This is a genomic window from Alicyclobacillus mali NBRC 102425 (assembly GCF_001570745.1).
GTDB lineage: Bacteria > Bacillota > Bacilli > Alicyclobacillales > Alicyclobacillaceae > Alicyclobacillus > Alicyclobacillus mali.
In genome coordinates, this window is record NZ_BCSG01000023.1 from 70,447 (window position 1) to 83,433 (window position 12,987).

The 12,987-nt window shown below is 60.7% G+C and carries 9 protein-coding genes and 3 pseudogenes; 3 read left to right on the plus strand and 9 right to left on the minus strand.

Going from position 1 to position 12,987, the window contains the following annotated elements; translation table 11 throughout:
• Positions 1–23 precede the first annotated feature (23 nt).
• The 6 genes from AMA01_RS09310 to AMA01_RS09335 all read right to left on the minus strand — a co-directional run bounded on the left by AMA01_RS09310 (position 24) and on the right by AMA01_RS09335 (position 9,724).
• Positions 24–1,316: a TIGR02679 domain-containing protein gene (locus AMA01_RS09310; RefSeq protein WP_067850273.1), complete on the minus strand. Its 1,293-nt coding sequence runs from the start codon at positions 1,314–1,316 to the stop codon at positions 24–26.
• Positions 1,313–5,407, minus strand: coding sequence for a TIGR02680 family protein (locus tag AMA01_RS09315; RefSeq protein ID WP_067850275.1), 4,095 nt, complete (start codon positions 5,405–5,407; stop codon positions 1,313–1,315). The genes AMA01_RS09310 and AMA01_RS09315 overlap by 4 nt, the downstream gene beginning before the upstream one ends.
• Positions 5,367–6,611 (minus strand): TIGR02678 family protein, encoded by a 1,245-nt coding sequence (locus AMA01_RS09320; RefSeq protein WP_067850278.1) that lies wholly within the window; start codon positions 6,609–6,611, stop codon positions 5,367–5,369. The genes AMA01_RS09315 and AMA01_RS09320 overlap by 41 nt, the downstream gene beginning before the upstream one ends.
• Positions 6,611–8,101, minus strand: a complete 1,491-nt coding sequence (locus tag AMA01_RS09325; RefSeq protein ID WP_067850280.1) for a TIGR02677 family protein — start codon at positions 8,099–8,101, stop codon at positions 6,611–6,613. Before AMA01_RS09325 ends, AMA01_RS09320 begins: the two co-directional genes overlap by 1 nt.
• 189 nt (positions 8,102–8,290) lie before the next feature.
• Positions 8,291–8,809 (minus strand): hypothetical protein, encoded by a 519-nt coding sequence (locus AMA01_RS09330; RefSeq protein WP_067850282.1) that lies wholly within the window; start codon positions 8,807–8,809, stop codon positions 8,291–8,293.
• Between the two features lie 246 nt (positions 8,810–9,055).
• The gene (locus tag AMA01_RS09335) at positions 9,056–9,724 is read right to left on the minus strand and encodes a type 1 glutamine amidotransferase domain-containing protein (protein ID WP_067850285.1); all 669 of its coding nucleotides are present in this window, start codon (positions 9,722–9,724) and stop codon (positions 9,056–9,058) included.
• Between the two features lie 316 nt (positions 9,725–10,040).
• Between AMA01_RS09335 and tnpA the strand changes: the two genes are divergently transcribed.
• The 3 genes and pseudogenes from tnpA to AMA01_RS09350 all read left to right on the plus strand — a co-directional run.
• A complete protein-coding gene (gene tnpA / locus AMA01_RS09340; protein WP_195866993.1) occupies positions 10,041–10,385 on the plus strand; it encodes an IS66 family insertion sequence element accessory protein TnpA in 345 nt (114 codons plus the stop codon).
• 29 nt (positions 10,386–10,414) lie between these two features.
• A complete protein-coding gene (gene tnpB / locus AMA01_RS09345; protein ID WP_197459984.1) occupies positions 10,415–10,762 on the plus strand; it encodes an IS66 family insertion sequence element accessory protein TnpB in 348 nt (115 codons plus the stop codon).
• Positions 10,763–10,764: 2 nt separating this feature from the next.
• Positions 10,765–11,268, plus strand: a pseudogene (locus tag AMA01_RS09350) (IS66 family transposase); the annotation flags it as partial.
• Between the two features lie 118 nt (positions 11,269–11,386).
• Here the strand turns inward: AMA01_RS09350 and AMA01_RS14080 are convergent.
• From AMA01_RS14080 to AMA01_RS09360, 3 genes and pseudogenes are all read right to left on the minus strand, one after another.
• Positions 11,387–11,581: pseudogene (locus tag AMA01_RS14080) on the minus strand (IS1634 family transposase); the annotation flags it as partial.
• 224 nt (positions 11,582–11,805) lie between these two features.
• Positions 11,806–12,051, minus strand: a complete 246-nt coding sequence (locus AMA01_RS09355; RefSeq protein WP_067850293.1) for a hypothetical protein — start codon at positions 12,049–12,051, stop codon at positions 11,806–11,808.
• A gap of 330 nt (positions 12,052–12,381) precedes the next feature.
• Positions 12,382–12,987, minus strand: a pseudogene (locus AMA01_RS09360) (transposase); the annotation flags it as partial.

Below are 12,987 nucleotides of genomic sequence, written 5' to 3' on the forward strand. Positions count from 1 at the left end.
GGGCACGGCCAGGGCGCGTGCCATCAGCGCGGCGGTGCAGCCACCTCCATGGCATCCTCCACAAGCGTATCAACGAACTGCTCCTGAAACACCTTCACACCGAACGTCAGCATGTTAACCGCCAACTCCGCGTCCCAAAGAGCGTCCTGCAGGCGAGCGAGATGAGTTCTTTCTTCCTCGGAAAGCGAAACGCGCCCGAATTTCGCCAACGAGTCGTACATGTCATGACGGAAGCGCCACGGGACAAATTTTGGACCGTAGCGCTGCCACAAGGACCGGCCGATGCGCAGGCCGCCGAGGTCGAAATCGCCGCTGTACCACAGTTCGGAGCCTGCGGACGTCGCGAGATCGAGAAGGCGAAGCACGGCGGCGTTGGGCCAGCCGTAAGAACAGACGACGGGCGCAGGCGATCGTTCAGCCAACTCAGCGAACACGGCTGGGTTCTCGACGACCATCACCCGCGGCGGAATGCGCCACAGAGTCCCGCGATCGAGCGAGGCAAGCGTGAAGGCCATCGGGCTCGCGCCTAGCCCGGGCCAGTTGGCGACATGAACCACGGGACTTACGTCGTCGATCCGAATGCCCGCGCGCAGGTACCAGGCCCGCACAGTTTCAGATGTGCCCTCATCCTGGGCCGCGCCTTCCGCGATCTCGGCCGAATCGGGCTCGTCGGCGCCAAGCGCACCGTACCTCCAGGCGAGCCAGGCGAAGAGCGCGCGTCCCGCAGGATTCGTGCGATCCAGCGCGTGCGGATCGCCGAAGTGCCGAGCGGCCAGGATGGGCAGGCGGACGGGCGGATCGGGCGGCGGATCGAGGGCACGCAAGACGCGCAGGACCGCCTCCAACGGGGGGACTTGTCCGATCTCGGCAAACAGCTTCCGCCACTCCGCGACGAGCCCCCGCCCCGGCGCCCGCCCTGCCCACATCGCCTCCAACCAAGGGCCGAGATCGCCTCCTGTGGATTCGAGGTACGCTCGAAATTCGCTTTCCAGCCGTTGGCGCTCGGCTCGCACATCTTCCCGAGTGGCCACCTCGCCAAACAGTGCAGCGAGGGCGTCGCCGAGCGTGAGGCCAAACCGCGACTGAAGAAGGGCAGCCTCCAGCCGCGCGAGCGGCACCTTGATCTGCGTCTCGCCGAACAGATTGATGCCCAGCAGGGCGCCGATGGCCTCCTGCTCATCAAGCGTAGCTCCTATGAGGACCACGTTGCCGCCGACGCGCCCGAGCGACTCGTATTTCGCCCGAACCGCTTCCCACAGCCGCTTAAGCCCCGGTTTCATCAGTGCAGCCCGGATGAATGATTTCACATCGCTCATACTTGGCGAACAGCCTCCTCCTCGTGGACAAGATCCATCACGCGGACCTGGCCGTCCCATCGGAAGCGGATGAGCGTCACCACGTCGGCGTCCTGCGGGCGATGCACCTCCACGATGGACAGAGACGGCACCGTGTCGTAACAGCCCCAGAGCTGCTGACTCGTCATGATGAAGTCATAGTCGAGCGACACGATGAGCGCAAACATGTCGCGGACATTGTCGTCGTCCACACCCGCAAAGGCCTCGTCCAGGCAAATGATCCGGGGCGCGTCGTCGCGGGCGTCGCTCAGGCGCGCGTCAACCGCGGCGAAGAGCGGAATGTACATCGCCATCGCCTTCTCGCCGCCACTCAGGATGTTGAATTGCGAATCAGTCAGTTCGCGCCGGGAAGCCATGCCCGCCTTTCGGAAGTACAGCCGGAACTCGAACCACTGTCGGTAGTCGAGCAACTGATAGATCCATTCGCGGAACGATCCCCCGCCTTCCGCCTCCTGCCGCGCGTAGTCAATGCGCGTGCGGAAGTGGCGGATCATATCCTCCATTTCCTGCGGCAACATGAGTTCCGGGCTCTTGCGCAAAAGCGCCACCAGCCGCTCGGCGCTCATCTCACCCTCTTCCTGTGCAGGGCGCGGCCGCCACTCGAGCGATAGCGCAAAGCCGTTGGACGTGTCCCGCTGCGACATGAACCGGTTCATCTGGCGCACCCACGCCTCCGCGCGGTTGATCTTGTCGCGAATGGCCCGGCCGACGCTCCGCATGAAGATCTCCTCATACAGTTCCCGCTCGCGCTCTTCGATGTAGAGGCGCTGCTCCTCCTCCATCCGCACGAGCTCCTGCCACAGCGCAAACGGCGTCAGCGGGCGGTTCCGATCCCGGACGGATCGCACAATCATCCGCCCCAGCGCCTCGTCGTACGTCCCCTCAATGGCGTAATCCACGAGCACGTTGCGCACCACCTGCAGCTCCTCCATCAGGCGCTGGCGTGCGCTGCCTTCGTGTTCCGATCCATACGCGCCCCGAATCTCGCGATGCACGATGTGCGCCAGCCGGGAAAGTGCCTGCCTGCCCGAGGGCTGGCGCAAATCCTCCGCGATCCCGTCCACGAGCCCAAGCGCCCATTCCTCCGCGAGCGCTTTGAGGGCGCGCTCAGCCTCCGCTTCTTTGTCGTCGAGGACACCCTGCGCCTGTTCCAGCCGCTGCTTCGCCATGCCGATTTTCTCGTCGAGCGCGCGACGCCTCGTCTCGAGGTCCTCGCGGCGCTTGCGAAGCGCGTCTTTGCGCGCCCGAAGCTCTTTTTGGCGCTCGTACAGATCGATCACGCCTAGCGCGCGCAGCTGCTCACGCAGTGCCTCCGCCCTCACGCGCAGATGGTCGCACTCTCGCCGAAGCTCCACACGTCGTTTTCGCTCCGCATCCGCCCGCGCAACGGCCCTCTCAATATCCTGTGCGAGCTGTGTCGCCTCGCGGGTGAGATGGGCGTATTCCGTATAGAAGCGGCGCAGATGGTGCAATGCGTCGCGATACCTCTGGAGTTGCTCGAGTGCCTCGACGAAATCCTCGAGCCGCGAAAGTCGCGCCCAGACCGACCTTTCGGCCACCCAGGCCTCCTCCCGCTGGTGCCAATGCGATCTTGCTTCCTGGTAAGCCTCGGTCTGCTGCCTGAGGAACTCAACAGCTTCTTCCAGCCGCAACTTGTGGCGATAGACGTCTTCCCGCGCCCTGCGCAGCGGATCTTCCGGCGGAAACGCCCGCATCTCTTCCTCAATCCGCGCGCGATGGCGCCTGACCTCCGCAAGTTCTTCCTCGAGACACGCGATCTCGGCCTCCGCAGTCGCGATGGCCGCCTCCAGCGCCTCGATTCGCGCCAGCTTTGTGCGCCGCCTGGCCTCATAGCCGATCCATTCGGCTTGCGGCTTCTCATCTGTATGGCCAGCGAGCGGCCCGATGTGATACCTCCCGTCAGGCGCAACGGCGGCCTGCCCGGCCTCGGATTCATCGCCGATCACGATGGTGCGCAGCGCATTCTCAATGTCGACGGCTACGAGCCCCGATCCCTCGGGAACTGTCGGCCGCAGAAAATCGGCGAGCGTGTAACCCAAAAGAGCGGGCCGCGGCGCAATCCACGCCTCCTCCTCCCCTGGCTCCAAGTCGGGCGGCGAGGGCGAGATCCATGCGTCAATGAGCCCGGTCGCCTCGAGCGCGCGCTCCAGCGCAGCCTGGGTGCGCGCATCGACACCGTCCCGAAACTCACACGCCATGTAAAGCGGCGCTCCCACGCTGCTGGCGTTCTGTCGGCGCCTGCGCGAAGCAGTGCGCGCCTCGCTGCGCTCCGGCTCGGGGTCCCTTCGATCTCGCCACTCCGCAAGCTCCTTCTCAAGCGCTCGCTTCTCCTCGTTGCGGTGATGCAGGATCGCTTGAAGCTCGTGCTCGCGCAGCACGTGCTCGCCCACGGCTTCCTCGTGCGCCCGTCGGAAGGGGCGCATCACCTCGTCGTAGGTCGTGTCCGGATACGCTCTCAATGCGTAGAGCGCCGCGCGCCACATCTCGTCCGTGGCCGAAATGGCGGACAGACCTCGATACCAACGGAACACCGCGTCCTCCTGCGCTTGCACCGCCTGTTCCAGCCGCGACTCCGCCGCACGCAAGTTCCCTTCTTCGTTGTCCCGACGCTTGGCTGCCTCGCCCATGGCTCGTTCCGCGTCGGCCATCCGCTCGCTCGCCTTCGCCTCTTCCCTTCCTAGGGAAATGGCGTGCCTGAGGCGATTCGCATGAAGCTCCACTTCGGCGAACCATCGCTCGAACACATCATCCGAGTACACCGCATCGGCGTCTGGGTCCGCGTACACGGAATGGCCCGCGAATTCTGTCGCGTCCGCGAGACGCTCCAGCGCCTCTCGACCGGACGCCATCCGTTGCTCGCACTGAGCACGACGGTCTTCCACCTGATGAAGGCCCTTCTCACGGCGCTCGATGTCCTGTTCCGCTTCGCGCAACGACTCCAGCGCTCGGGCCTCCTCGCCCGACAGGTATTCCACCTGCCGCTGAATCCCGTCGAGCTCTCTCTGAATACCCATCGCCTCGGAATGTTCGAGCGCCTCAAGCTCAGCCTCCGTGCGGTCCGCGTCAGCCTGGACCTCGCTCACCTCCCGTTCGAGCTCGCCAAGCCCGCGAGCGAGATGCTCGCACTCCTGCTCCGCCGCGCGAACGTTTTCTTGAGCGTCGTCCTCGGCCTTCAGCGCCTCGTGCGCGGCGCGTGCCCGCTGAAACAGCACGACGCGATTGTAGCGATCGTACGCCCGATGAAGCCGCTCCGCATGGGTGCGGTGTTGCACCGTCTCCTCGAGGTGCTCCGCATGCTCGTCCAAATCTTCGAGCATGTTGGCGAGCGACGCGAGCTCCTCCTCGTCCACCGGGGGAAGGGCGCTGTACAGTGTCTCGTACATCGTCGACGGCTTGAATTCCTTGGACAACTTGGGCGAGCGAACTTGAATCATGAGGTTCAAAAGATCCTCGTAGGCCCCGATGTCCCGATAGCCGAACAGAAGGCGATTGACGAGCGCCTGGTACTCCTCCTGCGAGCGAACCACCTGACCCCCTGCTCCCAAGATCTCCGCCAGTTTCGAGTGATCAAGCGGATACTTCTGTCCCTCCTTCAGATACAGGGTTTCGTCGTACAACACCAAGTCCTTGCCCACGCGCCGCCCGTCCGTGATGGCAAATCCCCAGAATTGCACCGCCGAGCGGCCGCGGGTCGCGCGCAGACCAATCCCGACCGTCACGTGCGAAGGCGCTAGGTTCTCGCCGCGCGCGAACTCCATCCACAAGTAGCCGATCCGATCCTGCACGCCACTCTGATCGTCGCCGAGCAGGTAGAACTCGATCTTGCGATCCCGCGACCCGAACGGATCGAGCCGGAAAGGCCGCTTATCCCCGTCCAGCACGAGCGGCAGGAGCGACTGCATGGTGACGGACTTCCCGGCGCCGTTCGGACCGCGTAAGAGCAGACGGCCGTGATCGAACTCGAGAATTTCGTCGTCGTACAGCCAGAAGTTAAACAGCCCCGCGCGGGACAGCCGATATCGTTCCGCCATCGGACTCCTCCTCCTGATCGAGATTACCTTCGTACGCGCCGACATAACGCGAGAGCGCGGGAAGCAGCCACACGTCCGCGCCTTCCCACGCGGCGAGACGCCATTCGCTCATCATGGTCAGTACGTCGCGCGTCAGGGCAGCCACGCCTTTCTCACGCAACTCCTTGGACCAGCGGGATGCGTAGACCTCGCGCAGCTCTAACACGAGCGCCTCTAACTCCGCGAGAGGCATGTGATACCTCCCCTGTTGGGCCGGCGCGATGGACGCATGGCCGGCGCGAATGCGCTGCACGAGCGCATTGGCCGTCAAGAGGCAGACATCCGACAGCGTCGAGTCGCCCGGGAATAACTCGAATTCGCCCATGGAATTCGGCCACGCGAAAAGCAGTCCCTCGCGGAACCGCCTGCCCACAAGCCCGGTCGCCTGTTCGATGCGATCCACGAGAAAACTCCGCTGCGTCTGGACGTACCGACGCTCCTCCTCCGAAAAATCCGCGTCGTACACAACGGGCTCCATGAGAAACCTTCGAATGACGCGGTGGCGCCTGTGCGCCGTGGCCCAAGACTCGAACTCGGCAGATCCGTCCAAACCGATGAAGGTGTCCGCCTCGTACAGCTCGTCAATGGTCTCATAGGAGGCAAAATCGCGCGGGAACCGGTTCATGACGAACCTGGACACACGTGTCGCCTCATACAGCACGTTCTGACTGTGATCGCGCGCCCAAGCGTTCTCTTCGCCGTCCACCGCTTGGAGTACCCCGAAATCCCGCAACTTCTTGAGCGCCCGAACCATCGAGAGGCGGTGTTCATAGTTCGTCCAGTCGAGCTCGTCCCCGTTTCTGCGCGCCTCCTCGCCGATGGCGTCGATGAGCTCTGACAGAAGTAACTGTTCCTCGCGCTGCAGTCCTTCGAGGAACCAGAGCGCATAAGCAAACAGCGCGTAATCCCGAGGATTGAGAAACTCGTCGACCCTCATCCACGGCTGATGTACCGCCGGTTGCTTCTCGAGCTTTGCAATCTCACTCGTCACCACCAAGGCCCAGCCCGCCATCCTCTGAAACCAGTCCCGCAACGCGTCCTGGTGACGGTGGACGAGCCGGTACTCGTCGGGATGGTCCTTCTTGGTGATCCAAGGGCGAGACAGCAGGATGCGGGCCGCCTCCTGAAATTCCGCCCGTTCGTCTCGCGAGCGCCCCCGCCTCATTACTCTTCCCTCCGGATGTGAAATCGGAAGTTGGGCATCTCCATCACTCCGTCTGGAAATGAAACGCGGTGTCGTTCACGGCTGTTCGGGACCTCAACCTGAATCTGATAGCCCTCTGCGTCTCGGAACCGGTGATCCGGCTTCGACAGCGCGCGGCTCACCCAATGCAGGAGGAGCCCCCGATCCTCGACCGTGAGCTCATCAAAGTCGGCGATGTCAAACGTCCCCTCCCGAAGCCATCGGAGCTCGACGTCACGCGCACTGGCCTGCGCCTGACGCCACGCCTCCATTGCCTTGGCCTTTTGCGTTGCGCGATCTTTAACGGGGGAAACCGCCAAACGCTGCCGCGGCCCCCGCGTCTTCGGCGAAAGTGCTCGCAGGATGGGCGCCTCTTCCCACATGGAGCAGTCGGCAGAATCGGTCGATCGCGGCGGCTCGCCCTGAAAGTGGCGCGGCACGTACAGGCCAAACACAGCGGCACCCAGACGGTGCGCCTCCTCTACGGAAGGAAGCCGCATGAACCACCGCGCGAGATAGGACAAATCTCGCCGGCGGCTCACGCCCGCGCGAGCCTGCTCCTGAAGCGCCAACGCCTGCCGAACCACGCGCCCGATGGCCTCTTTCGTGGCCCGTTCCAACTTCACGACCTCGCTCTCATCGCCATCAAAGCCCATGAACCACGCCGCGAGGGACGCCCACTCTTCGCGGTGTACTGACATACGCTCGTCGAATTCACGCCGATCCTCCAAATTCGGGATCTCCATCTCGCCCCGTGTGACGCTCGACAAAAAATCTTCCACGGCCTCGGGAGAAAGCCCTCGCAGCATGCCCTCGATCTGCGCGCCAAACTGCTGCAATCCCAGCGCGAACCGCTGAAGATAGCGGCGCAAATCCTCCTTGAACGTTAGAAAGGCCGCCGTCTGCATGAGGGCTTCCGCCTTGGTACTCGAGATCTGCGCGTAATAGTCCACGGCGTTTTGGTGAAGCCTTCGAAACCGATCCTGTAGTTCCTTCCACAAGGCAAAGGCTTCAGCGGGCTGCATCTCCCCCGCCCCATCCCGAATGTCCCGCAGAAGTCGCGCGATGATCTCAAGCGGCCCGGCGTCGAGTTCCCCACCATAGCCCTGCACCTGCTCAAGCGCGTCCAACAGCCGCTCGATCTCGACCGCCACCGCGGTCATCTGATACCGAAATCGCTTCTTTTTGAACTCCTCAATACTTGTCGATTTTGCCTTGTCCTGTTGACACTCCAGGTTGCCCCACTCGTGCAGCACCTGGAGATCCTGTTCGCACTGCTCGATGGTGTAGCCTTGGATGAGTCCGGTTTCCAACACGGCGCCGTGAACATCCACGGGACGCAGCCAATACCGAAGCCTCATGTGGTTCTCGTAAAAGAGCCGCATGATCAGACGATAACGCGAAACATTCTCCGCGTTGAGATACTTGAACTCAGATACGGATTTCAGATGCTCTGGACCTACACTGGGCACGAGCTCACCCCCGGCGAGGCGGTACGCTTGTTTACATCTTACCTTATTTCTGGGCCCTGGATCGTAATATGCGCGCGGAATGAAGCGGGGATGGACAACCGACTTCGCGGGGCTCCGCTCGTGCTCATAAGGAAAGGCGCGGAGTCCTGCCCCGCGCCTTCCTCAAATGATTCGCAATGTGAGAACCGGTCACTTCACATGAAGTGTAACAGCGCTCGCAATTCCGCTCTCGCCGACCACCGAGACCTGAAGCGTCAATTCCGCGCCTGTCTTCCCGAGATCCTTCGGCAGTTTCAGCGTGTCGGTGAAGTCTCCGTTGCTGCTGGTGCCGACAATCTGCTGAGCGAGAACCTTCTTTTCGCTGTTGGTCAGCGTGATCTGCACGTCCTTCTTGGCCAAGTTCGACGAAACGTGGCCGTCCACCTTCAGCGTGTCGCCTGCCGTCACGCTCGTGCCCGCGGCAGGAGCCGTCAAGGCCACGGACGACTTGACCGTCTTCGTCGCCTTGCTGGACGACTTCGCCTCGGTCTTATTCTCCTTCTGATTCGAAGCGCTGGCCCCCTTGTGGTCGTGCTTCACCGCGACGGCTGTACTCGCCGCACCGCTCGACGTCGTGTTGTTGGTGCTCGAGGCCGTGCCACACCCCGTCACAACCAAGGCGGCTGCGGCGGCCACGCTCAACACGTACAGAATCGACTTGCGGTTCATACACCCATCTCCTCTTCGTTTTTCGTTTCGGGCTTCTCTGCATGCCCCAGCAACCAATCTGCCACCTGGGTCTCAAAACCACCTCACATGTAACCGCTTGAAAGGTGAAGGTTTTGTGACGCCTACCTCAATGGCAGGCCGTATCGCTAGGAATAAAGCGGAACAGAGTCCGCTCAATGTTGCCAAAAACAAACAGCGTCCCGCCCCCAAATCGGGGGTAGGACGCTGTTTCGCGAGACCTTTGTTTCAATGCGCTCCTTCAAGCGCCTTGATGACGGCTTTCGCAGCGCTGATGCCTGACTGCGGATTTTGCCCCGTGATGAGATGTCCGTCTTGTTCGACGTGATCGGACCACATCGGTTGCGCGACGAACTGCGCGCCCATCTCGCGCAAGCGCGTCTCCAGCATAAAGGGCACCTTGTCGTCGAGCTCGACAGCGCGCTCCTCTTCATCGGTGAACGCCGTCACGCGCTTGCCCTTCACGAGCGGATCGCCATTGGAGAGCCGCACGTTGACCAGCCCAGCCGGACCATGGCAAACCGCGGCGACAACTTTGCCGGACTCCGCAAACGTTCGAATGAGCGCCTGGAGCTCCGCGCTGTCGGGGAAGTCAAACATGGTTCCGTGACCGCCGGGCAGGAAGATGGCGTCGAAATCGGACGCGGAGACCCTAGACAGCGGAACGGTCTGTTTCAAAATCTCGACGGCCTCTGCCCATTGACTCAGTTCGCCGTTCTGAACGCTTCGATCATCGATGGGCGCCTGACCACCGCGCGGACTGGCGACTGTCACCTCATACCCAGCCTGCTTAAACTCCGTATATGGTTCGGCGAACTCGGACAACCAAAGCCCCGTCGGATGCCCGTCCGTCATCTTGTCTGCACTTGTGACGACCATCAGCACTTTCTTGGCCACACGACTCACCCTTCCTTTTTTAATGTCACTTACATCTTACAAGTTTCATGACCAATGCGCAAATTACGCCAGACGGCGCTCACCGTGCATCGCGGATCTCGCACTCGCGGGCAGCTTGAAAACCCACAAACGGGGGGATCCCGCAATTGCACATGCGGCGCACACCGACAGCGGAAGCCAGGGGCCAAGTGCTCGCCAGAGGAACCCACCCATACCATCCAGACCGGCGTGATGTGAGCGCCAAGTAGTCCGCACCTAGCGTCAGGCCCTCTCCTGCGAGACGATCCCCCCAGAGCCGTAGATGGGGGGGATCCGCATGACAAAAGCGGAGTTGGAGGAACTTCGGGAGCTTTGGCGTGCCCGCGTGGTGGACTTTCGGGCCAGCGGATTGACAGGCGCAGCGTGGTGTGCTGCGCATCAGGTCAAGGAACACCAGCTGTGGTATTGGGTTGGCAAGTTTAAGGCAGACACCGACCACGACGGCCGTCAACGTGATCATGCTGAGCCGCGTTTCATCCCGGTGCGTGCGGAGAAATCCGCGCCTGAAGTGACGGAAATGCCGCTGTCCGTACGCGTGGGCCCTGCTGTCATCGAGGTCACGCCCGGTTACGATACTGAACTGCTGCGCGATGTGGTGCGCACCTTGGCCTCGCTATGCTGAACATCGGAGCTGGACCAGGGGAGTTGCGCGTGTACCTGGCTTGCGGCAGCACAGACATGCGCAAGTCCATCGACGGATTGGCGGCTCTGGTGCAGGAGTCCTTTCACCTGGACCCGTTTTCTCCCGCGGTGTTCGTGTTCTGTGACCGGTGGCGGGACAAACTGAAGCTGGTGTGCTGGGAGCACAACGGCTTCTGGCTGTATTATCGGCGGCTGGAACGGGGCCGGTTTCAATGGCCGGATACAAGCGACGGCAAGACTCTCGTCATCAGCCACCGGGATCTGAACTGGCTGTTGGACGGACTGCCATGGAACCAACCAAAAGCACACCGGAGGCTTACCGCGAAAAAATGGTGTGAGGCCGGCAAACAAGCATAAGATTGGAATACTGCAACCTGTTGTTCAAGATTGAACGTGCCCTGAAGGACACGCCGCCAGAAGAACGTCACGCAAAGCGGCAGAGGTTAAGCCGACCGGTGCTGGACGAGTTTCTGACGTGGCTTCAGGAGCAGGGTGAACAGGTACTGCCTAAGAGTGCCTTGGGGCAGGCGGTTTCGCATTGCCTCAACCAATGGTCGAAGCTCACGGCGTTTCTGGAGGACGGGCATCTGGAGTTGGACAACAATCGGAGCGAACGATCTCTCAAGCGGTTTGTAATTGGCCAGAAGAATTTCCTGTTCGCGAACACGCCACGGGGCGCGCGGGCGAGCGCCGTCGCGAACAGCCTGGTGGAGACGGCCAAGGAGAACGGACTGAATCCGACCGCGTATCTCACGTAACTCTTTGAACGGATGCCGAACATGGACCTCAAAGATGAAACGGCGTTCGAGGCATTGTTGCCTTGGTCAGAAGGGTTCCCTGAAGGGATTCGAGCGAGAAAATGAAAATACGAAGGCCCTGCCCGATTGACGGCAGGGCATCTTCGTGAACGTGATGCGTGAGGTGTGGTTCGGTTTACGCTTACGCAGATACGCCCCTCCCACTGCACACCGAGGTAAATCCGTCGCCCACGAAGCGATGAATACTCTGAGCAAGGCGCCGGAGCGCCTTCAGGTCCATTTCGTCTCCACGACCGAAGGAGTACAGGACCTTGGCTTTTGGCTGACCGGTCTGTGGATCGCGGTAGTTACGGGCTAACTGCACGTAACCGGTAACCGAACCGTTCTTGTTTTTTCGGCGAATGACGCGGATATACATGACCGCATGATACGACACATACTACGCTTATGTAAACACAAAAACAAAATTATTCAAAGAAAAACGCACACCTACAAAAAAGCGATAGAAGACGCTGCGCATGCCTGTGGATAAGTCCGACAAGCCGCGCCGCTTCAGGATCCCCATCCATCCATCCATGAGTCTACATGCTCTGTCCAACTGTCAAAGAGGCGCGGCTGCTTACGTCATCGCGTCCTTGTTCGTTACGATTCCCGCAAATATACTACGGCTCCTTGTTCGACAAGTAACTCCTTGATGAACTCCGCTTCCATTCGTTCCTCAATCGGTCCGAATTCGGCAGGAAGATTTCTCAATTTCATCGAGAGATCCCGAAGCATCCCTAATTTATGCTCATAAAGTATCTTTGCAATTGGAATAAGAGAACCCCTCCCGAACAGGATCCCACCTTTTTTTGGCATGTGTATTTCCTTTATCAAAACATAATACATCATGATCCCCTCCGTAGTTTGGTTTTTACAACACCTTGAACACAACTAGGATGGTAATCTGCAAAAAAACGCAATTGCCAACACAAGCTCCGAATCAAAATCCTCACCTTTAGTCCGCCACAGTAAAGCAAGGAAGGTCGTGACGATGTTGCAGGCCAGCCAGCTCGCATCGAGTAAGTGTAACGATTTGAGCCTTTTGCAGAATGACTGATTCCATCGCGAGCGAAAACGACGCACACTTCTCGTGAAAGATAACACATTCCACAAACATCCTTTTCTGTTGTGTGGATAGATCACGCCCCTTCGTTGGAGTTCGTTCAAACCACCAGCTTAAGCTACCTGCTTGATGCGATTCGCGCGGTGCATCGCCAGAGCAGATGCCAAGTGCACAATCGCGTTGATGTACGCATGCGCTGTGACCTTCTCGATACCCCGCACATGCACGCCGTCAAGCGTCAGCCACTCTTTGAGCCGTGCAAAACAGCGCTCTACAGCGGTCCGTTCATCATAAAGCATCTTCCATGTGCGAGAACCGCGATGTGGATTCGCGTAACGACGACGTCCTCACCGATGTGCTTCTTCACGACCATGCCATAGTTCGATGCAGAACAGGCGGCCATGCCAAGCGGACAATCGATCTGGCCTGCCGCGTGCGGACAGCGAAACTTGAGCCAGTCGCCCTCTGCGCCCCAATACGTCATCCGATACCCCATCGTGCGGCGAGGCGTGCCGTCGAAATCCATTCCCTCCGGCGGCTCTTTCTCATTCCGGCGATTCATCGGGATGATAGCCTGAGCGCCCAACGCGCGAGCGGCTTCATCGTTTTTCGTCTGGTCGTATCCTGCATCCATCAACACGAAGCGAATCCGCCAATCTTGGCGGAGCTCCTCCATCAAGGGAATGACCATCTCTCCATCGTAGACGTTCGCTCGCGCC